This is a genomic window from Clostridium nigeriense (genome assembly GCF_050585265.1).
Classification (GTDB): Bacteria; Bacillota; Clostridia; order Clostridiales; family Clostridiaceae; genus Clostridium; species Clostridium nigeriense_B.
The window spans coordinates 36708-59455 of sequence record NZ_JBNOOE010000005.1 but is presented as its reverse complement, the minus strand read 5'-3'; the positions used below and the strand labels follow the sequence as shown (position 1 = coordinate 59455).

Below are 22748 nucleotides of genomic sequence, written 5' to 3'. Positions count from 1 at the left end.
ATTTTACAAATATATGTTATTATGCTTTTGAAATAAACTTTCAAAAGTTAATATAAAAGGTGTTGGAGATAACATATGGGAAAGTATAATTGTATAATTTTTGATATAGATGGAACAATTTTAAATACAGAAAGAATGAATCTTGTTCCGTTGCAAAGATTAATCAAAGAGGAATTAGGATTAGAAATACAGTATGAAAATTTACTTAAATATAAAGCCTATGCTGGAAAAAGAACTATAGAGGAACTAGGATTCAAGGATGTAGATAAATCTTATAGCAAGTGGGTGGAGTATGTAAATGACTTTGAAGAAGGTGCTGTGTTATATGATGAAATTTCTGAAGTTATAAAAATATTAGACTCAAAAGGAATTATATGTGCCATAGCAAGTTCTAAAATGAAAAATCAGTATGAAATAGACTTTGAACCTACTGGATTAAATAAATATATTAAATGCAAGGTTTTAGCGGAGGATACAAAAAAACATAAGCCATATCCTGATCCATTATTAAAAGTAGCTCAAATACTAAATATTAATCCTGTGCAGTGTATGTATATTGGAGATACAATATTTGATTTTAAAGCAACTAAAGCTGCAGGAATGGATTTTGGAATAGCTCTTTGGGGAGCTGATAATTTAGATGGGATAGAGGCAGATTTTGAGTTTAAAAGACCTAGTGATATTTTAAAAGAATTAGGACTTTAATAATGAGAAAAATTGCAGGAAAACCAAAAGAACTAAAAAATGTGAATACTTCGTTAATAATTAACTCAATAAAATCTAGAGGTAATGTAACTAGGGGAGAGATTGCAGATGATACTGGTTTAAGTCATACTACTGTAAGGTCTATTCTCAATGAATTATTAAATATGAATGAAATAGTATCTATAGGAGTTGGAGAATCCAGTGGAGGAAGAAGAGCTGAAAGGTATGAAATAAATTCTAATAAAAGATATTTAATAGCTATTTCAATTGAAGAAAATAAGATAATTTATAGAGTTGTAAATGCTTTAGGCGAAGTTTTAGAAGAAGATAGTAAAGTAATAAATTCATTAGAGGATACTGATATAGTTATAAAATTAATAGAAAGTTTATTCAAAGTTCATCATAATATAGAAGGTATTGGTATTAGTGTTCCTGGAGTTGTAACTAATGATGGATACTTATCTGGAATCAGAATGGAAGAATGGAAAGAAATATTAATAAAAAAACAAATTGAAGAAAGATTCCATATTCCAATATTATTGGAAAATGATATAAATTCTGCTGCAATAGCCTTTTATAATGAGTACATAGAAATGAATAATTATGAATCAATAAGCCTTGTTTATATAAGTTTTTCTTCGTTAGGAGTAGGAGCTGGAATAATAGTAAATGGAAATGTTATAAATGGCGATAACGGATATGCAGGAGAAATTGGATTTATCCCAATTGAAAATACTTATTTAAATGTAAAGATGCTTAATGATTTAGATGATTATGAGTATTGTAGTTTAATTATAAATACTGTTAAAACAATAGCAGCCATAATTAATCCAAGTGTGGTTGTTTTAGGTGGAAGTAGTTTTAGATACAATATAAAGAATGAAATTATAAATCGATATAATGAAGAATTTAGAATAAGTACAAAGATATTAGTACAAAAAAATCATGATAATTATGCTTTAGAAGGAATAAAAGAAAAAGCTTTATGCTTGATAAATAAAGAAGTTAAGCTAATTAGAAGTTAAATATTGTGTTATTATTAGTACAAAGGGCGTAATAGATTTTTCTAGCGTTACCAAAGTGCTTTTTAATAAATTTAAAGCTATGATATTTTATTAAGTCATAGCTTTTTTTATATCTATTAAAAAAGGGATTATACACAATTTTGCTTATTTAGTTGTAAGCTATAAATCATTTCAAAATTAATAGAAAAACTTCAGAAATAAAGGAAGGAAATTATAAAAGGTTATGACAGAGTAACCATAGTATACTTTTCTGAACAATAAGAAAAAAAATTTCTTGTAAATTAATTATAAGAAATTTTATTTTACAATTTTATATTATATTGATATACTTATATTAAGAATAAATATCATTGCAAGGAGTAAAAGTTTATGAAAAATAATAAATCAGTTATTGATGGGATTTTTGCTGAATATGAAAGTTTCTTTGAGGCTGAGAAGAAAATTGCTAATTACATTTTAAATAATCCTAAGAAGGTAGTTGAAATGACAATTTCAGAATTGGCAGAAAAGGCTGGAACAAGCGAAGCAACTGTATCTAGATTCTGTAAAAGGTGCAATATGAAAGGCTTTCATCACTTCAAAATTACTCTTGCAAAGGAATTAGTAGAATCACAAAAAGAAATTTTATCACTTTCAGGAGAGATAGGTGAAAATAATATAAAGCAGTCTCTTCAAAATATATTATTAAATAAAATTGATGAATTAAAACAAACTATTTCTGGAATTAATGAAAAAGAATTGAAAGAAATATTAAGTTTATTAAGTAATGCAAGAACTGTGCAATTTTCTGCAGTTGGTAATACAATACCTGTAGCTATGGATGGAACATATAAATTTAATCAAATAGGTATTGCATCTGTTGCTAATATAATTTGGGAAACACAGATTGCGTATACATATAATATTTCAGATGAAGATGTGGTTATAATAATATCTAATTCTGGAGCATCTAAAAGGCTTATTACTATAGCAGAAATAGCAAATGAAAGATCAGCAACAACTATAGCAATAACAAATAGTGAAAATTCACCTTTAGCAAAAGTATGTAAATATCATATTAAAACTGCAACCAGAGAAAAGCTATTTTTAGATGAGTATTACTTTTCAAGGATATCTGCTATGACTGTTATAGAAGTATTATTTCTTTTCTTAACATTAGGAAAAGAGCATACATATAAAAATTTAAGTAGACATGAACAATCAATAGCAGATGATAAGATATAGAAGGGATGGATATTATGAAAAAAAGATGTGCAAAAGAAGCTTTAAAATATATAAAAGACAATAGTATTATAGGATTAGGTGGTGGAAGTACTATTTCTCATCTAGTAAATTATATAAAAGAAGAGCATATAAAAGTTAAGGTAGTGACCCCATCCTTCAGTACTGAAAATATTTGTATAAAGAATGGGATAGAAGTTATTCCAACTTGGTCTGTAAGTTCTATAGATATTGCATTTGATGGTTGTGATGAAGTTGATTATGATTTAAATGCTTTAAAAAGTGGTGGAGGAATTCATACTAAAGAAAAAATTATAGCTAAGATGGCTAATGAATATATTTTGCTTGTAGATGAAAGTAAGGTAGTAGAAAAAATAGATTTTAAATATCCAATAGTATTAGAGGTAATACCTGAAAGTATGAGTTATGTTAAAAAAGTAGTAGGGTCTTTAGGTGGAGATATATCAATGAGAAGTAGTAATTCAAAGGATGGATTAGCTTTAAGTGATCATGGGATGTTCTTAATGGATGTAATTTTTGATAAAAATAAAGTGGAAAGTATTGAGAAATTAGATAAAGTTCTTAATGAAATATCAGGAGTTATAGATACATCTTTATTTTATAATATAGCTACAAAAGCATTAGTAGTTAGTGAAAATGGAATACGAGAAATAAAAAAATAATTATAAATGGGAGTGAAAAATATGAAAAAAGAGTTTAATTTATTAGCAAATGGAGTAAAAATACCATCAATAGGTTTTGGTACTTATAAGCTTGGAGAAAATGAAAAAGCAGTAAACACTTTAAAACATGCTTTAGAAGTAGGATATAGACATATAGATACAGCAGCATTTTATGGAACTGAAGAGGCTGTAGGAATGGCTATTAAAGAAAGTAATGTGAAAAGAGAAGATATATTTTTAGCAACTAAGTTATGGAATGATTGTCATGGTTATGAAAATGCTATGAATGCTTTTAAAGAATCTACTAAAAAAATGGGAGTAGATTATTTAGATTTATATTTGATACACTGGCCAAATGAATTAAATGCTGATACATGGAGAGCATTAGAAGATCTTTACACTGAAGGAAAGGTTAAAGCTATTGGTGTATGTAATTTTAAAATAGGTCATTTAGAAGAATTAAAGAAAACAGCTAAAATAATGCCAATGACAAACCAAATAGAAATACATCCAGGATGTACCCAAAAAGACATGATAGAGTATTGTAAAGAAAATAATATTCAATTAGTAGCATGGAGTCCTATTATGAGAGGAAAAATTTTAACTGAGCCTATAATGATTGAATTATCAAAGAAATATAATAAAACAATTCCTCAAATAACTTTAAGATGGCATATACAAAATGGAATTATTCCTATACCAAAGTCATCAAATGAAGGTAGAATTAAAGAAAACTTTAATGTATTTGATTTTGAAATATCTAAAGAGGATATGTTAAAAATAGACTCTTTAAATAAAAATGAAAATGTATCAGGAGTACCAGAAAACACAAACTACTTAAAGTACTAAAAATTAAATATTACAAATAATGGAGCTATCGCAATGATAGCTCCATTATAATTAAGAATGAATTATGTTTTAGAAAAGAAATTACTGTAAATCTATAAATTACACAATATATTGTTAAAATCTTTTAACCTATATACAATGGATGTTTTAAATTGTAAATGTTATAATTAAATGAGAATTATTGTAATTAATTGAGAGCTATAGGGGGAGAGATAATAAGGGTGAATAAATTAGGTGTTAAGTCAATAACTGATGTTATAGTTAAAAGATATTCTGTAAGAAGTTATAATGGAGATTTTCTATCTGAAGAAATTATAGAAAATATAGAAGAATACATAAGTAATCTAGATAATCCTTTTAATGTAAACGTAAGAATTAGATTTATAAAAAAAGAAAAATATGATGGTGTAGTAAGTTTAGGTACTTATGGAGTTATCAATGGAGCAAAATACTATCTAGTAGCAGCATGTGAAAATAAAGATTTTGCTTTAGAAGCACTTGGATATACTTTTGAAAAGGCTATTTTATATTGTACATCATTAGGTCTTGCTACAGTATGGCTTGGGGGAACATTTAGCAAGGGGGATTTTGAAAAAACTATTAATCTTAGAGACAATGAGATATTGCCAGTGGTATCGCCAATTGGATACGAAGGAGGTAAAAAATCTTTAATTTCTTCTTTTATTAAAGAAAATAGAAATAAAAGAAGAAATTTTTCAGATTTATTTTATAATAAAGATTTTGATACCCCTCTTAATAAGGAAGAGGATGAGTATAGTGAAGCTTTAGAAATGGTAAGATTAGCTCCATCGTCACTAAATAGTCAGCCATGGAGAATAGTCAAAAGTGAAGAAAGTCTTCATATATATTGTAATGGAAAAAAGAAAATGAATAAAATTGATATAGGTATTGCACTTTCTCATATTGATTTATATATGAAGGAAAAAGATATAAAGGGAGAATTTAAGTTTATAGATCCTAATATAAAAAGTAAATATAAATATGTAGTTAGTTGGGTTAAAAATAGTAAGGTTGATATAAATTAAGAAGTTTATATTTTGACAATTATTACATTTAGTATTATAAAACATATATTATTTTATGGTGACTTGGAGCAAAGCGACGGAGCAAATAAGATAATATATGTTTTATTTTATAATTTAATATAATAAATATACAAATAAAATAATTAACTTGCAAATTTTAGTGCTTAGACTTGGTATTATTATAATTGAAAAGGATTTAATTAAGTCAGTAACTTATAGCAATAATAAATAATAATATTAATAAGGAATGAATTTATTTAAGGGTGGGATAGAAAGATGGTACAAGAAAATTTATCAAAAATTCTATATGAGAGATTTGAAAAGACAATAAAAGAAGCAGGTAATGAAGAAATCTATTTAGCTTTATTAGAGTTAACAAAAGATTCCATTAAAGAAAAAGGTAATACAAAAGGAAATAAAAAACTTTATTATATTTCTGCTGAATTTTTAATTGGAAAGTTATTATCTAATAACTTAATTAATTTAGGACTATACGATAAGGTTAAAAATGTATTATTAGAAAATGGAAAGAATCTTACAGAAATTGAAGAAATAGAATTAGAGCCATCTCTAGGTAATGGAGGTCTTGGAAGACTTGCAGCTTGTTTCTTAGATTCAATTGCAACATTAGGATTAAGTGGAGATGGAATTGGACTAAATTATCATTTTGGTCTATTTAAACAAGTGTTTGAAGATAATAAACAAAAGGCTGTTAAGAATCCATGGATAACTAGTGAGAGTTGGTTAAATAAGACAGATATAAAATTTGAAGTGTTATTTGGAGGATTTAAGGTATCATCAACTCTTTATGATATAGATGTTACTGGATACAATAAATCTTGTAATAAACTTCATTTATTTGATATAGATACTATAGATGAATCATTAGTACAAAAAGGTATTAACTTTAATAAAGAAGAAATAAAAAAGAACTTGACTTTATTCTTATATCCTGATGATAGTGATAAGGCTGGAAATTTATTAAGAATTTATCAACAATACTTTATGGTAAGTAATGCAGCTCAGCTTATATTATTAGAATTTGAAGAAAAGGGATATGATATTCATAAGTTATATGACCATGTTGTAATACAAATTAATGATACACATCCATCAATGATTATTCCTGAATTAATAAGACTTCTAGGTGAAAAAGGAATAGAGATGGATGAAGCAATTGATATAGTTTCTAAAACATGTGCGTATACAAATCATACTATTTTAGCAGAAGCTTTAGAAAAATGGCCAATGGAATATTTAGATAAAGTTGTTCCTCAATTAATGCCAATAATAAGAGAATTAGATAATAGGGTAAAGGCTAAATATTCTGATGAAAAAGTACAAATAATTGATAAAGACTGTAGAGTTCATATGGCTCATATGGATATTCACTATGGATTTAGTGTAAATGGAGTTGCTGCTCTTCATACTGAAATTTTAAAACGAGAAGAACTTAAGTCATTTTATGATATTTATCCAGAAAAGTTTAATAATAAAACTAATGGTATAACCTTTAGAAGATGGTTAATTCATTGCAATAATGAACTTTCAAATTATATTAGTGAATTAATAGGTAATGAATTTAAAACTGATGCAACAAAGTTAGAAGATTTATTAAAATATATAGAGAATGATGAAGTCTTAAGAAATTTAGAGAAGATTAAAAGAAATAATAAGATAGCATTAAAGAGATATTTAAAGGAAACTCAAGATATAGATATTGATGAGAATTCTATATTTGATATACAAATTAAGAGACTTCATGAATATAAGAGACAACAAATGAATGTACTTTATATAATCCATAAATATTTAGATATTAAGAAAGGTAATATTCCTAAAAGCCCAATTACAATGATATTTGGAGCAAAAGCAGCACCAGCTTATGTAATAGCTCAAGACATAATTCATACTATATTATGTTTACAAGAAATAATTAATAAGGATACAGAAACAAATAAATATTTAAAGGTTGTAATGATTGAAAATTATAATGTAACAAATGCATCTAAATTAATACCAGCTTGCGATGTTTCAGAGCAAATTTCACTAGCATCTAAGGAAGCTTCAGGAACTGGAAATATGAAGTTTATGTTAAATGGTGCAGTAACTTTAGGAACAGAAGATGGAGCAAATGTTGAAATTCATGAATTAGTAGGAGATGATAATATTTATATTTTTGGGGAATCAAGTGAAGAAGTTATAGAGCACTATAAGAAATCAGATTATATTTCAAAAAAATATTATGAAAGACCAGAAATTAAAGAGCTAGTTGACTTTATAGTAAGTGATGAAATGCTATCTGTTGGAGATAAGGAAAATCTATCTAGACTTCAAAGGGAATTAATTAATAAAGACTGGTTTATGACATTATTAGATTTAGAAGATTATATAAAGACTAAAGAAAAAGTCTTTAAGGATTATGAAGATAGAAAGTCTTGGAATAAAAAGGCTTTAGCTAATATTAGTAAAGCTGGATTTTTCTCTTCAGATAGAACTATAGAAGAATATAATAAGGATATATGGAAACTTAATTAAAAGATTGGTAAGCAATCTTTTAAATTGATAATGCATAATTTATAATGGATAATTGAGGATGTTTTACTACGTAAAACTTTGAATTTAATAGGTGCAAAGCACTCTTTATTCAAAAAAATCCCTAGGGATTTATATCCTTAATTATGCATTATGCATTATCAATTATCCATTATAAAAATACTTGTATTTTTATCTGAAGTTAACTTCACGTTCAGGAATATTAAATTGTAAGTATTCTTCGATTTCTTCTAAAAGATTATAATTTTTAGGATCTGTAATTAGACAAGTATATCCACTATCTCCAGCACGAGCTGTTCTGCCTATTCTATGAATATAGCTTTCAACACTTTCAGGAGCATCATAATTATATATATGAGTAACCCCAGTAACATCAATACCTCTTGAAGCAACATCTGTTGCTATTAAAAATTGTATGTCACAATTTCTAAAAGCTTTCATAATTTTTTCTCTTTTATTCTGAGGTACATCACTATGTATTTTTGAAGCGTTGATACCTTTAGCTGAAAGTTTAATTTCTAATTCATCAGCACGTCTCTTAGTTCTACAGAAAATTATAGCCATAAATGGATTATCTTCTTCTATGATTTTACATAGGGCGTCAACCTTCCATCTGTCAGTAGTTTTAACTACTTCTTGTTTAATATTAGGAATTTCAGATTTTTCATTTTCTGTAATATCTATAATTTCTGGATTATCCATATATCTATAAGCAAGTTTTTTTACTTTAGAATCCATTGTTGCAGAGAAACAAAGAGTTTGAACTTTTTTTGGAGCATAAGACATTATTTTTTCTATTTCATTTCTAAAGCCCATTAAAAGCATTTGATCTGCTTCATCTATAACAATTGTATTTAACTTGCTTAGATTTATGCTTTTTCTCTCTAAATGATCTATTAATCTTCCGGGAGTAGCAATAATAATATGAATACCATTATTAAGCTTTTTTAATTGAGATCCAACATCTTTGCCACCATAAGCAGCTAATATACTTAGATTGTTTACGTTAAACTTATTAGCTTCCTCAGTAATTTGAATAGCTAATTCTCTTGTAGGAGATAAAATTAGAACCTCTGTATTTTTAGAATTATTGCTTATCTTTTGAAGAATAGGTAATAAAAAAGATAAAGTTTTACCAGAACCAGTTTTAGATTTTACTATTAAATCATTCTTGTTAATAATTTTAGGAATAACCTTTTCTTGTACTTTAGTAGGACTTATTATTCCATTATTCTTTAATAAGTCAATTAATTTTGTATTTATTTTTAAATCTATAAAATTCATATATATCCTTTCTATAAAAAACTATAAATAGAGAGGAGCTTGGTATCCGGCGAAAGACAACCCAAGCTCCTCGAATAATTAGCACTTACGTACCAACTGCTTAAATAGAATAACATTAAATTAGAAAATAATCAATAAAAATTTATTTTACAATTTAATTATTATATGAATTTAAAAATAACTACAAAAAAGTGTATAATTAATACAAATATAACAATTAATTACTATAACAAAATGTGAAAAAAAACTTACAAAACTTCTAACTTACATTTTGGTAATATTTAGATATTATTAATATATAGGGGGAAGCGAATTAGGGGGAAGAAAATGCTAAGTGGGCGCATGTTAAAGTTGATTGATTTTTTGCAAAATAATTATAAAACAACTTATAAAGAAATATCGAATGAGTTACAAATTAAAGAGAGATATATACGATACGATATAGATAGAATAAATAGTTTATTAGAATTCAATAAGATGCCTTTAATTGAAAAGCATTCAAAAGGAGTAATAATATTTCCTAAAAATAGTGATATATCAAGCTTTGCTAAAGAAAAAAATTTTATATACTCTCAAGAAGAAAGAACCTCGTTAATTCTATTAATTTTATTAATAGATAATAAGAGATTGAAAATAAACAAATTAAGTTTAGACTTTCAAGTATCGAGATCAACTATTAAAAATGATATGACTTTATTAGAAGAAAACTTAAGCAAAAATAATATAAAAATTAATTATACAGATCATTTTTTCTTAGATGGTATCAAAAGTAAGAGAGTAGCATTATTAAATAACGAATTTAAAAAGTATATATATTTATTAAAGGAGGATGTTATTACATTAAATGCTTTTGAGGTTTATGCAATTGATATCATTGAGAAAGCTTTTTTAGGAATAGAAATGAAAGATTTAATCAAATGGATCGATGAATTACTTGAAGAAATGAATTGTATATTAACAGAGGATTCATATAAATGGTATGTATCTAATATATTTGTAGTTATTTGGTTTGTATTAAAAGGAAAAGAAAATCCTTTAGAGTCAACTATAAGTATGTATAACTCACATAAGTATGATGAATATATAAAGAAACTTGAAGAAATAATTAATATAAAAATAGATAGAAAGAAACAAAAAGTTCTTATTAGATTATTAAATTACATTAATAAAAATGCAGGCTTAGATGGAGACATAGATTTAATTTTTATTGAGACTATTGTAGCAAATTTAATTACAACTATGTCAGAAGAGATGAGTATTGATTTTAGCAAAGATTCAATTCTTGTTGAAGGATTACTAAATCACATTGTTCCTTTAATAAAAAGAATTACGAGTAGAATAAATATTTGTGATGAAGTATTTTCAATTTTATCTGATAAGGATATGGAAGTATTCAAGATAGTAAAAGATGTAATAAGAGAAATAGATGGATTGAAGGATATAGAAAATTATGATGAAATAACGTATTTATCAATACACTTTATTGCAAGTATAAAGCGTCTAACTAAGGTTTTAAATAAAAAAGTTCTATTAGTTTGTGGGCATGGATATGGAACAACAACTATATTGAAGGAAACTTTATTAAATGAATACCAAATAAATATAATAGATACTATTCCAGTTTATAAATTGCTTGATTATAATAACTGGGAAAAAATTGATTGTATTATTTCTACAACTAAGTTAAATATTTCGAATGAAAAGGATTGTGTTGTCGTTAATCCCTTATTATCTGATAAAGACTATATTAATATTGATAAGCTAGGAATTAACAGGAAAAAAATAACGGCGAATTATTATTCTATAAATAGAAAATTAGATTTTTTAAATGATAGTGATAGAAGGAAAGTATTAGAGATAATCAAAAATGAGTTAGGATGCAAAAATATGGAAATGCAATCTGTAATTAATAAACTTAGCGATTTATTAATTGCTGATTGTATAAAGATAAGTTATGAAAAAAAATCATGGAGGGAAATTGTTAGTGACGCTACTAGATTACTTGAAAATCAAAAATTTATAGACAAGCGATATGAGAATGACATTATTAGTACTATAGAAACTATAGGGTTTTATTCGGTAACTGATGAATATTTTGCATTATTACATGGAAAGGGAGGTGAAGGGGTTAAGTGTAGCTGTATGAGTTTAATAGTTAGTAAGGAAGCTATAGAATTTGGAACTAAAAAAGCAAGAATAATATTTTGTTTAGCAAGCAAAGACAATAAGGAACATATTCCAGCAATTATAATGTTGATGAAAATGATAAAAAGCACAAATTTAATTAAAAATTTAGAACAAGCAAATTCATTAAATGAAATCAAAGAAGTGATTAGAAAGTCAGAATTGGAGGTAATTTTATAATGGAATCAATTATAAAAAAAGAATGTATTATATTTGATATAGAAGAAAAGGAAAAAAATAAAGTAATATTAACACTAGTAACGAAATTAAAAGAACAAGGCGTAATAACTGATATTAAAAAATTTTACGAGGATGTTCTTCAAAGGGAAAAATTATCTCCAACTTCAATTGGAAATGATATCGGACTTCCACATGGAAAGACAGAAAACGTTTTAAAACCAGCAATTTGCTTTGGCAGATTAAAAAATAAAATTATTTGGAATGATGAAACAGAAGAAGAAGCCAATATAATAATTTTAATAGCTGTCCCAGGGGATGATGAAGAAAATACTCATATAAAAATAATATCAAGATTAGCCAGGAAACTAATGCATAAGGAATTTATTGATAAGTTATTAATTAGTAATAGAGAAGAAATTTTTAATATGTTAAGGGAAGGATTAGGTGAATAATATGAATTGGAAAAAAAGTTTATCAGTTTTAAAGCAACATGTATTAACAGGAACATCGCATATGATTCCATTTATAGTTGCAGGAGGAATATTATTTTCTCTATCAGTAATGCTAAATGATGTTCCTTCAACTCCAACAGATGGCTGGCTAGCAGGGTTAGCACAAATAGGTTTGGCAGGATTAACACTATTTATACCAGTCTTAGGTGGATATATTGCATACTCTATTGCTGATAAACCAGGATTAGCACCAGGTATGTTAGGAGCATATTTAGCAAAGGAAGTCGGAGCTGGATTCCTTGGTGGGATGGCAGCTGGATTTATAGCTGGCTATGTTGTAAAGCAATTAAAGAAAATTAAGCTTCCTACTTCATTAAAATCGTTGGGATCAATATTCTTATATCCTTTATTTGGTACTTTAATCACAGGTGGTATTATAATTTGGGTAATAGGAACTCCAATTGCAGCGCTTATGACAGGTTTAACAGATTGGTTAGCCGGATTAGGTGATATTGGTAAAGTGCCATTAGCAACTATTTTAGGGGGAATGACTGCTTTTGATATGGGAGGTCCAATAAATAAGGTTGCTACATTATTTGCTCAAACGCAAGTAGATACATTACCATACTTAATGGGAGGAGTTGGTGTTGCAATTTGTACACCTCCAATAGGAATGGGATTAGCTACGTTATTAGCTCCTAAAAAATATAACACAGAAGAAAAAGAAGCTGGCAAAGGTGCTTTATTAATGGGGTGTGTAGGTATTACAGAAGGAGCAATTCCTTTTGCAGCTAATGATCCTATTCGTGTTATTCCATCAATAATAGTAGGAGCTATAGTTGGAAATATTATTCCGTTTTTACTTGGAGTTTTAAATCATGCTCCTTGGGGTGGACTTATAGTTTTACCAATTGTTGAAGGAAAACCTGGTTATATATTAGGAATAGTTGCTGGATCTATAGTAACAGCAGTAATGGTTAATATATTAAAGAAAGTAAATTCAGATAATGAAATTAAAGTAAATGAAGAAGATTTTGATTTAGAGTTTGAAGAAATATAATTAGAAAAGGAGAGATAAAATATGAAAGTTGTAGGAGTTACATCATGTCCTTCGGGAGTTGCACATACTTATATGGCAGCAGAAGCATTAGTTTTAGCAGGAAAGAAATATGGTGTTGAAGTAATTATTGAAACTCAAGGGGGAGCTGGAATAGAAAACAGGTTAAAGTTAAAAGATATAGAGGAAGCTGTATGTGTAATCTTGACAAATGACATTTCAATTAAGGATGAAGATAGATTCAAAGGAAAAAAAGTTATAAAGATGGGAGTATCTGATGTTATAAAAAGATCAGATGCAATAATATTGAAAATAATAGATAAATTTAAAGAGTAATTTAGTATATAAGTAAATTGGGGGGGAAGTATAAGTATGTAGTTTTAGGCAGTAGGTGGTTTAGCAGATGAGCATATCTACTGCTTATTTTCTTAAATATTTTAGAAATGATATGCATTTTAAATGAGAATATATTGAAAATTATAAAATAAAAAAATAATTTTAATAAAGTTAATCTAGAAAGGAAAAGAGAAATGAGAATTAAGGGGAAAAAATTGCTTGCTACTCTTTTAGCTATGACTTTAGCTGTTACTACTATTAAATATTCATCAGTATTTGCTAAAGATTTAACTACAAATGCAAATACAAAACCTGAAAAACAGATACTATTTGAAACATCTTTTGAAGAAAATGAAACAGATAAAGAGTTTTTAGTTTCTACTATTGACGAAAAAAAAGGAAGTAATAATGTATCAGGGATATCAAAAGAAGTAGTTATTGATGGAAGTATTAATGACAAAATAATTTTATCTAGTATTAAATCAAGTACAAGACATAATGATAATGAAATTGCAGAAAATTTATTTGATGATTCGACTAATACGAAATTTTTAGCTAATAATACAAACGGTATAAATAGTACAAATCCTGTTTGGGTATCATTTGAGGTTAAGGATAAAGTATTAGTTGATAGATATCAAATTGTGGCAGCCAACGATGCTCAGGAGCGTGATCCGAAGACATGGAAGTTATTGGGGTCAAATGATGGAGAAAAGTGGGAAGTTTTAGATTCGCAAAGTAATCAAAGCTTTTCAACAAGATTCGAAAGAAAAGAATATAGAATCAATAATGCTGTAGAATATAAATACTTTAAATTAGAAATTACTGAAGTATATAAATCAAGTGGAAATAATATGGCTCAATGGTCAGAGTTAAACTTAGGAACAGGAATAAAAGAAGATGTAGAAACAGTTAATAAAATGACAACTGCTATTACTAAGGGACCTTCAGGAACATGGAATCAAGCTTCAGGAAAAGGGTGGACTGGAACTAAAGCAGTTGAAGTGGCAGGAGTTCATGAAGGAAATGAAAGAGCTTATTCCTATAATGTAATTTATAAGGATTTAGATATTAAAGTAAGTGAAGATACAAGCTTAAGCTATACCATTTTTCCAAGTATGATTGATGAAAGAGATTATGATTATGATTATACTCAAATGCATATTGCAGTTGATGTAGAATTTAGTGATGGATCTTTTTTAAGTGATTTAAATGCAATAGATCAGTATGACACTAAGTTAAATCCTCAAGCACAGGGAGACAGTAAAATACTAACAACAAATCAATGGAACTATATATCAAGCAATATAGGTAGTGTTGCAAATGGAAAAATAATTAAGAATATTTTAATTGCATATGATAATAAAGATAATCCAAAAGAAGATAATGCAAAATTTATAACTTATATCGACGACTTAAAAATTTATAATGAAGAATCAATTACTTTTACACATAAATCTGACTACGTTAATATATTACGTGGTACAAATGATTCTCCAAGTTTTTCCCGTGGATTAACGGCACCAGCAGTAACAATGCCGCATGGCTTTAATTTCTTTGTACCAGCAACTAATTCAAATGATAACAAAATTTATAATTATCAATTAGAGGGTAATACACTAAAACATATAACTATTTCTCATGAACCATCTTATTGGGTCGGAGATCGTGGAACATGGCAATTTATGATAAATACTTCAATTGATGCTACAAAAGTAACTAATGGAGATAAAATAAATGCATCAGCACGTCAGGCAGAATTTACTCATGAAAATGAAACTGCAAAAGCACATTATTATTCAGTAAAATTTAATGAGGGATCAAATGCAAGCAATTCTAAAATAGAAGTTACTCCAACTGAACATGGAGCAGTTTCAAGATTCACATTTGATAAAGACTCCAAAAATAGAAATATAATATTTGATTCTACAAGAGCAGATGGAACATTAAAGTTTAATGATGATGGGACATTTGAAGCATCAAGCAATCATAATAGTAATGGTATGCAAACTATGTATATTTATGGTGAATTTTCCGAAGAACCATACTATACAAGTACACAAAATACTAAACAAGGAATAGTAAGCTTTAATAGCGAAGTTGTTGAAATGAATCTTGCCACTTCATTCATAAGTATAGAACAAGCAAAGAAAAATCTTGAGCTAGAAATTACTAATAATGATGATTTTGATTCTATTTTTACTAAGGCACAAAATACTTGGGACGATACATTAGATATGATAGAAGTCAAAGGTGCAAGTAAAGATCAATTAACAACATTATATTCTAATTTATATAGATTAAATGCTTATCCTAATTTATTATCAGAAAACACTGGAACTAATGATAATCCAAATTGGAAATATAGCTCACCATATGGAGATCATGAGGTAGTAGAAGGAACATTATATTATAATAATGGTTTCTGGGATACTTATAGAACAGCTTGGGCAGCGTATGCATTATTTACACCGGAAAAGGATACTGAACTACTAAATGGTTTAGTTCAACATTATCTTGATCAAGGTTATGTGCCAAGATGGATAGCACCAGGTGGTACTAATTCAATGGTTGGTACAAGTTCAGATGTTATATTTGGTGATGCCATTGCAAAAGGAATAGAATTTGATTGGGAAAGTGCTTATGCATCAGCAATTAAAAATGCAGCTGTTGCAGTTGATTCTGAAAACTTAACAAATGGTGGGCGTGCTAAATTAAATAAATCAATTTTTGAAGGATATACAGCACATAATTTACAACATGAAGGCTTCTCATGGTCAATTGAAGGATATATTAATGATTATGGAATATATCAACTTGCTAAAAAATTAGGAAATGAAGATGAAGCTGAATATTATTTAAATAGAGCATTAAATTATTCTAAATTATTTAGTTCTACTGGAGATAGCGTAAATGATAAATGGTTGAGAGGAAAAGATGAAAATGGAGAGTGGTCATATTCAGATAATGAATTTAATCCATTCTTTTGGGGAGATGATTACACTGAAACAAATGCATTCAATATGGCAGTTTCTGTACCACAAGATGGTCAAGGTTTAGCCAATTTATATGGAGGAAGAGCTGCCTTAGCTGAAAAGCTTGATACAATATTCGAAACTAATGGAGATTATTGGGGATATGGAGCTACAGAAAGTATAGGTGGTATTCATGAACAAAAGGAAGCAAGAGAGATTAAACTAGGACAATATGGACACTCAAATCAACCGTCTCATCATATTCCATATATGTATAATTATGCTGGAGAGCCATGGAAAACTCAAAAATATGTAAGAGATATATTAGATCGTGCATATGTTGGAAGTGATTTTGGGCAAGGATATATTGGAGATGAGGATAATGGTGAAATGAGTGCATGGTATATATTCTCAGCACTTGGTTTTTATCCAGTATCAATGGGGAATGATGAATATGCAATTGGTTCACCATTATTTGAAGAAATGACAGTTCACTTAGACAATGGTAAAAGTATTACAGTAAAAGCTAATAATAATAGTAATGAAAATATCTATATTCAATCAATGAAACTAAATGGAGAAGATTATACTAAAAATTATTTAAAACACTCAGACATTGCGAATGGTGCAACAATTGAATTTACTATGGGAAGTACTCCTAATAAAAATTGGGGGTCTAGTGAAGATTCTTTACCTACATCAATTACTAAAAATGATGATATTCCAAATCCATTAGAAGATTTAACTATAAAAAGTGTACAGGAGATTGAAAAACCATCTCAAAATGTACATTCTGATAGTATTCATTCTAATATAGAAGATGTCACAAAGCTTTTTGATAATGATTCTAATACTTTTGTAACATTAAACAATAGTGGTAATAGTGAAATTATTTATGACTTCACTAAGCCAAGTAAAGTAAGTATGATTACATTAACATCAGCTAAAGATGGAGATGCTCCAATTGCATATAAATTAAGTGGAAGTTATGATGGGGAAGAATGGGAGCTTATTGATGAAAGAAGTAACTTAGAGTTTGAATGGGGACGATATACAAGACCATTTAAATTACAAGAAGAAAAAACATCTGCGTTTATAAAATATAAATTAGAATTAGTAGGTGGTACAGCTTTATCAGAAGTAGAATTATTAGGGCAAGAAGGTGATACTTCTGGAATCGATATAAATGTATTAAATAAATTAATTATAAGTGCAAAAACAATAGATCAAAGCAATTTAATACAAGTTATTAAAGATTTATTAAATAATGCTATTAAAAATGCAGAAGCTGTTGCTAACAATGAAAATTCTACTCATGATGAAATTGTTAATCAGTATAATGAATTAAGTAGTGCTATTAGAAGAATCAATTCCATAAAAATAGCTAAAGATCGAGTAGAAGCAGAAAATTTTAATTCATCACATTCAAGTATTGTAAATGATGGAAATAATATAGGTGGAGTTAAGAAGGATACTTGGGCTAGATATAATGATATTGTATTCGATGGAAATGAAGATTCTATAGAATTTTACTATTCAGCACAACAAAAAGATGCAGGCGGATATATTGAAGTTCATATAGATAGTATAGATAGTGAAGTATTTGCAAAAATAGATGTTCCAGTAACAGGTGATGATTGGAGTACCTACGTTCTTAAAGAAGTTGATTTGTTAAAGAATATTGAAGCAGGCTTACATGATGTATATTTAGTATTTAAGAATGAAACAGATAAGGCATACGTATCTAATGTTGATTACTTCAGATTTGGAAATAAAATAGATGTAGATATAACTCAAATTGGTGAAGGAAATATAATCAAAGAAAATGGATATGAAGGTAGACCGTATACAATAACTTTTGATGGAGATGTAAGATATGTATTTATTAATGGTATATCAGTAAATTTTGATAAGATAAATAAATTATATAAATTAGATAATTTGACATCTGATACCAAGATTGTTGTTGTATTTGGAGAATTAGTAGCTCATAAAATTATAACCGAAGTTAAAGGCGGAGAAGCTGATGTTGAGCTAAGCAAGAATGAAGCTACAGGATATGAAGAAGTAATATTGACAATTAAAAATATAAAAGAAGGAAAGATTTTATCATCAGTGAGATTTAATGGAGAAGAAGTAAATGTTTCTAATGCTGTTGATGGTGTTTATACTATTAAATTAATAATGCCATTTGAAGATTCTAAAGTAGATATTATCTTAGAAGATAAAATAGAAATGGTAAATATTAAAGTAAATCAACCAGAGCATGGATTAATTACTACGACAGCAATAGATGATAAAATAATTAAAGGAAAAGATTTAACAATTAATATAATTCAAGAAAATGGATATAAGATAGAATCATTAGTTATAAATGGAAAGGATGTAACAAGTTTAATCGAAGATAAAGCACTTGTTTATAAATCGGTGTTAGATGACTTAGAGATTAGCGCTACCTTTGTTATAGATAGCGATAAAAAAAGTATAATTCAACTAATTACATCTGCTAATGAAGTAATAGAAAAAGGATTATTAGAAGGGGTTAATGAAAGCATTGTTGATGAATTTAATAATGCCTTAGAAAATGCAGTTAAAGTAAACGAAGATAAAAATTCAACACAACAAGTAATTGATGAAGCAGCAAATACTTTAAGAGTTGCAATTAAAAATGTAATAGACTTTGAAAAAGTTAATAAAAGTGAGTTACAAGAATTAATTATTGAAATTGAGAAAATGGATCTTTCAAAATATACAGAGGAATCTGTAAAAGAACTTAAAGATGCTATTCAAGTTGCAAAAGTTGTTTTGGAAAATATTAATACTGATGAAATTGAAGTAGAAAGTGCAATTAGATTATTAGAAGAGGCAAAAGGAAAACTAGCAAAAATAGAAGATTCAAATATGAATCCAGGTTCTACTCCAGGAACAGAAAATCCAGGAGAAAATAATTCAGAAAAGGATGATTCAAATGAAGATAGTAAGGGCTCATTACTTCCATCAACGGGAGATGATTCATCACTAAAACAATATATTTATATTATGATTAGTTTAAGTGTTGGTTTATATCTAGTTACTAAAAAAAACAAATAAATGATTAGAAATACACAACTGAAAAAATAAGGGATAATATATCAAAAGAATTTTTAATAATAGCAGAGAAGAAAGGGAGGATTTAAATTAAATTTGAATCCTCCCTTTAAGATTATATTTAGAAATTCTTAAGATTTAATTATATTTTTTCTTTAGAAGTAAGAATTAGAATAATATCATAATGTAAATATAAAAAAGTTAGCTAATGTTATATAATATTTATATTAAAAATTAAGGAGATAAGTTATGAATTCATATAATATTTTAGTTGTTGAAGATGATATTGAAATAGCAAAAGCTTTAGAAATATATTTAAAAAATCAAGGATATAGGATTTTCATTGGACATAATGGAGTAGAGGGCCTTGAAATATTAAATAGGGAGATTATACATCTAGCTGTTGTTGATATTATGATGCCAGTTATGGATGGAATACAAATGACAATAAAGCTTAGAGAAAGATTTGATTTTCCTGTAATAATGCTATCAGCAAAATCAGAAGAGATTGATAAGATAATGGGTTTAAATATTGGAGCAGATGATTATGTAACTAAGCCTTTTGCACCATTAGAATTAATAGCAAGAGTAAATTCGCAAATAAGAAGATATTCAATATATTTAAATTTAATAAAAAATAATAGACAAGAAGATAAAAAAGAAGAAATACTTTCTATTGGAGGATTAGAGTTAAATATAGATAAAGTTGAATTATCTGTAGATGGAAAGGTAATTAAAGTAACACCTATTGAATTTAAAATTCTACATTTACTTATGAGAAATCCAGGAAGGGTTTTTTCTTCAGAAGAGATATATGAAAGAGTATGGAATGAAAAAGCAATAAATACAGATACAATAATGGTTCATGTAAGAAATATAAGAGAAAAAATAGAATTTGATTCAAAAAATCCAAAATATTTAAAGGTGGTGTGGGGAGTTGGATATAAAATTGAAAAACTCTAAAAATAAATATTATATAAGTGGAATAACTATTTTAATTTCAATGATACTTTCAATAGTGATGTGTTCATTGTATGGGAAAATAGATGAAATAGCTAAAATTAATAATAATGTAATAAGATATGATTATATACAAGAGGATTTATATAGAAGTAACTTTGTTTTAAATAAATTACTTATTGAAAAAGAAACTGGGAAAACAGTAAGTTATAATGATTTATATTTAACTAGTAATGAAAAAAAAGATCCAGATATATTAGAACAGTATGAAATTCAATTTAAAGACTTTGAAACAAAACTAAGAAATAATTTGAAGAATTTAGATTATTTAATAATAGATAATAAAAATGATGAAAAAATAACTAATACAGAACAAGATTTATCATTACTTACAAATCAAACTGAAATAAGCCAAGAAGTATTAAATTATTATAGTTATTATATAGTAATTCAATTTGATAGTGAAGGAAAGTCAAATATTAAAAATACTAATCAATATGGATATAATTATAATGTATATTATAATAACGATAATATAGAAATAAAAAATTATTTAGGATTGAATGCTGAAGAAGTAGTAAATGGGCCAAAAGATGTAACTATAGTTTATGGAATACCTAAAACTCTAACATATTTTGATGATAATATTTATTATAATTCTTTAAATATAAGTTATTGGACTTATGGAAGTGTTATAACACCTTATGTATTAGTTATGTATGCAATGGTAGTTTTAATAGCATTAATAATTCCTTATAAAAAATCTAAAGCAGATAGGATAATAGGAAAGTTATTAGATATTCCTTTCGAAATATTATCAATATTAATAACAATTATTACAGCTTTTGTTGGATTATCATCACAAATTATATATGGAACTTTACATAATACAGAAGTTGTAAATGAACTTAAAATTTATGGTATAAGTGAAAGTGTTTCAGGGTATGGAATAGATTTAGCTAATATAATATATTGGATGGTGTTGTTGTTTTCAGCATTTATAGGAGTAACTTTAATAAAATATGTATTTGGAAAAGGAATAATAAAATATATTAAGGAGAATACTTTAGTTGGTAGATTTACGTTATTAATAATTAGAAAATTAAAAGTTATAATAGAGAATTTATCAAAGATTGATTTTAGTGAAAATAATGATAAATACCTTTTAAAAGTAGTAGGTATTAATTTTGTAATAGTAGCTTTTTGTAGCATTTTGTGGCTAGGAGGAATATTTGTAGCTATAGTTTATTCAATAATATTATTTTTTATATTAAGAAAATATATGATTGAAATAAAGGAAAAATATAATACCTTATTAGAATCAACAAATAAAATAGCAGAAGGTAATTTAGAGGTAAAAATAGAAGAAAATCTTGGTGTATTTGAACCATTAAAGAATGAACTTCAAAAAATACAAAAAGGTTTTAAAAAGGCTGTTGAAGAAGAAGTGAAAAGTCAAAGAATGAAAACGGAGCTTATATCAAATGTATCACATGATTTAAAAACTCCTTTAACTTCAATAATTACCTATATAGATTTGTTAAAGGATGAAAATATAAGTGAGGAAGATAGAAAATCATATTTAGATACTCTTGATAGAAAATCTCAAAGACTTAAAAATTTAATAGAAGATTTATTTGAAGTAAGTAAGGCTACAAGTAAAAATATTAAATTAAATATAGTTAATATTGATATAGTATCTTTAATGAAACAAACACAGCTTGAGTTAAGTGATAAAATTGAAGAGTCCTCATTAAAATTTAAATGGAATTTTCCAGAGAATAATCTAATTGTTCCTTTAGATAGTCAAAAGACTTTTAGAATATTTGAAAATTTATTAATTAATATAGTGAAATATTCAATGCCGAATTCAAGAGTATATATTGATATTATTGATGAAGATAAATACGTATATGTTACATTAAAGAATATGTCAGCAAATGAAGTAGATTTTACAGCCGATGAAATAGTAGAAAGATTCTCTAGAGGGGATAAATCAAGAAATACTGAAGGATCAGGTCTTGGATTAGCAATAGCAAAAAGTTTTACAGAACTTCAAGGGGGAACATTTAATGTTGAAATAGATGGAGATTTATTTAAAGTAATTTTGAAATTTAATAAATAACATTTTATATAAATAAAAGGAGC

General features: G+C 26.9%; 15 protein-coding genes. 14 read left to right on the top strand and 1 reads right to left on the bottom strand.

Annotated elements, in window-relative coordinates; translation table 11 throughout:
- The first annotated feature begins 75 nt into the window (after positions 1 to 75).
- From ACQPVP_RS06320 to ACQPVP_RS06290, 7 genes are all read left to right on the top strand, one after another.
- Positions 76 to 705 carry an HAD family hydrolase gene (locus ACQPVP_RS06320; protein ID WP_430848241.1) on the top strand — a complete coding sequence of 210 codons (630 nt, stop codon included), beginning with the start codon at positions 76 to 78 and terminating at the stop codon, positions 703 to 705.
- A 2-nt stretch (positions 706 to 707) separates the two neighbouring features.
- Positions 708 to 1730: an ROK family protein gene (locus ACQPVP_RS06315; protein WP_430848239.1), complete on the top strand. Its 1023-nt coding sequence runs from the start codon at positions 708 to 710 to the stop codon at positions 1728 to 1730.
- 369 nt (positions 1731 to 2099) lie between these two features.
- The gene (locus ACQPVP_RS06310) at positions 2100 to 2954 is read left to right on the top strand and encodes a MurR/RpiR family transcriptional regulator (RefSeq protein WP_430848237.1); all 855 of its coding nucleotides are present in this window, start codon (positions 2100 to 2102) and stop codon (positions 2952 to 2954) included.
- A 5-nt stretch (positions 2955 to 2959) separates the two neighbouring features.
- A complete protein-coding gene (gene rpiA / locus ACQPVP_RS06305) occupies positions 2960 to 3634 on the top strand; it encodes a ribose 5-phosphate isomerase A (protein ID WP_430848235.1) in 675 nt (224 codons plus the stop codon).
- A 21-nt stretch (positions 3635 to 3655) separates the two neighbouring features.
- A complete protein-coding gene (locus ACQPVP_RS06300) occupies positions 3656 to 4483 on the top strand; it encodes an aldo/keto reductase (RefSeq protein WP_430848233.1) in 828 nt (275 codons plus the stop codon).
- Between the two features lie 221 nt (positions 4484 to 4704).
- Positions 4705 to 5529 (top strand): nitroreductase family protein, encoded by an 825-nt coding sequence (locus ACQPVP_RS06295; RefSeq protein WP_430848231.1) that lies wholly within the window; start codon positions 4705 to 4707, stop codon positions 5527 to 5529.
- A gap of 276 nt (positions 5530 to 5805) precedes the next feature.
- A complete protein-coding gene (locus ACQPVP_RS06290) occupies positions 5806 to 8067 on the top strand; it encodes a glycogen/starch/alpha-glucan phosphorylase (RefSeq protein ID WP_430848229.1) in 2262 nt (753 codons plus the stop codon).
- A gap of 189 nt (positions 8068 to 8256) precedes the next feature.
- On the opposite strand, the gene ACQPVP_RS06285 is transcribed toward ACQPVP_RS06290, so the two are convergent.
- Positions 8257 to 9369 carry a DEAD/DEAH box helicase gene (locus ACQPVP_RS06285; protein ID WP_430839355.1) on the bottom strand — a complete coding sequence of 371 codons (1113 nt, stop codon included), beginning with the start codon at positions 9367 to 9369 and terminating at the stop codon, positions 8257 to 8259.
- A gap of 327 nt (positions 9370 to 9696) precedes the next feature.
- Here ACQPVP_RS06285 and ACQPVP_RS06280 point away from each other — a divergent pair, with 327 nt between their 5' ends.
- The 7 genes from ACQPVP_RS06280 (at position 9697) to ACQPVP_RS06250 (ending at position 22725) form a co-directional block, all read left to right on the top strand.
- Positions 9697 to 11733 (top strand): BglG family transcription antiterminator, encoded by a 2037-nt coding sequence (locus tag ACQPVP_RS06280; protein ID WP_430848228.1) that lies wholly within the window; start codon positions 9697 to 9699, stop codon positions 11731 to 11733.
- Positions 11733 to 12185: a PTS sugar transporter subunit IIA gene (locus ACQPVP_RS06275; protein ID WP_430848226.1), complete on the top strand. Its 453-nt coding sequence runs from the start codon at positions 11733 to 11735 to the stop codon at positions 12183 to 12185. The genes ACQPVP_RS06280 and ACQPVP_RS06275 overlap by 1 nt, the downstream gene beginning before the upstream one ends.
- Before the next feature lies 1 nt (position 12186).
- On the top strand, positions 12187 to 13245 hold the full coding sequence (locus ACQPVP_RS06270) for a PTS fructose transporter subunit EIIC (RefSeq protein ID WP_430848224.1): 1059 nt from the start codon (positions 12187 to 12189) through the stop codon (positions 13243 to 13245).
- A gap of 21 nt (positions 13246 to 13266) precedes the next feature.
- The gene (locus ACQPVP_RS06265; RefSeq protein WP_430848222.1) at positions 13267 to 13578 is read left to right on the top strand and encodes a PTS fructose-like transporter subunit IIB; all 312 of its coding nucleotides are present in this window, start codon (positions 13267 to 13269) and stop codon (positions 13576 to 13578) included.
- Between the two features lie 194 nt (positions 13579 to 13772).
- The gene (locus tag ACQPVP_RS06260) at positions 13773 to 19643 is read left to right on the top strand and encodes a GH92 family glycosyl hydrolase (RefSeq protein WP_430848221.1); all 5871 of its coding nucleotides are present in this window, start codon (positions 13773 to 13775) and stop codon (positions 19641 to 19643) included.
- Between the two features lie 246 nt (positions 19644 to 19889).
- Positions 19890 to 20603 carry a response regulator transcription factor gene (locus ACQPVP_RS06255; protein WP_430848220.1) on the top strand — a complete coding sequence of 238 codons (714 nt, stop codon included), beginning with the start codon at positions 19890 to 19892 and terminating at the stop codon, positions 20601 to 20603.
- Positions 20578 to 22725, top strand: a complete 2148-nt coding sequence (locus ACQPVP_RS06250) for a sensor histidine kinase (protein ID WP_430848218.1) — start codon at positions 20578 to 20580, stop codon at positions 22723 to 22725. The genes ACQPVP_RS06255 and ACQPVP_RS06250 overlap by 26 nt, the downstream gene beginning before the upstream one ends.
- Positions 22726 to 22748: the final 23 nt, after the last annotated feature.

Excerpts from the sequence above, each read along its gene's own strand:
- ACQPVP_RS06320 (WP_430848241.1), top strand. The coding sequence starts at position 76 with ATGGGAAAGTATAATTGTATAATTTTTGATATAGATGGAACAATTTTA.
- ACQPVP_RS06315 (WP_430848239.1), top strand. The coding sequence starts at position 708 with ATGAGAAAAATTGCAGGAAAACCAAAAGAACTAAAAAATGTGAATACT.
- ACQPVP_RS06310 (WP_430848237.1), top strand. The coding sequence starts at position 2,100 with ATGAAAAATAATAAATCAGTTATTGATGGGATTTTTGCTGAATATGAA.
- rpiA (WP_430848235.1), top strand. The coding sequence starts at position 2,960 with ATGGATATTATGAAAAAAAGATGTGCAAAAGAAGCTTTAAAATATATA.
- ACQPVP_RS06300 (WP_430848233.1), top strand. The coding sequence starts at position 3,656 with ATGAAAAAAGAGTTTAATTTATTAGCAAATGGAGTAAAAATACCATCA.
- ACQPVP_RS06290 (WP_430848229.1), top strand. The coding sequence starts at position 5,806 with ATGGTACAAGAAAATTTATCAAAAATTCTATATGAGAGATTTGAAAAG.
- ACQPVP_RS06285 (WP_430839355.1), bottom strand. The coding sequence starts at position 9,369 with ATGAATTTTATAGATTTAAAAATAAATACAAAATTAATTGACTTATTA.
- ACQPVP_RS06280 (WP_430848228.1), top strand. The coding sequence starts at position 9,697 with ATGCTAAGTGGGCGCATGTTAAAGTTGATTGATTTTTTGCAAAATAAT.
- ACQPVP_RS06275 (WP_430848226.1), top strand. The coding sequence starts at position 11,733 with ATGGAATCAATTATAAAAAAAGAATGTATTATATTTGATATAGAAGAA.
- ACQPVP_RS06270 (WP_430848224.1), top strand. The coding sequence starts at position 12,187 with ATGAATTGGAAAAAAAGTTTATCAGTTTTAAAGCAACATGTATTAACA.
- ACQPVP_RS06265 (WP_430848222.1), top strand. The coding sequence starts at position 13,267 with ATGAAAGTTGTAGGAGTTACATCATGTCCTTCGGGAGTTGCACATACT.
- ACQPVP_RS06260 (WP_430848221.1), top strand. The coding sequence starts at position 13,773 with ATGAGAATTAAGGGGAAAAAATTGCTTGCTACTCTTTTAGCTATGACT.
- ACQPVP_RS06255 (WP_430848220.1), top strand. The coding sequence starts at position 19,890 with ATGAATTCATATAATATTTTAGTTGTTGAAGATGATATTGAAATAGCA.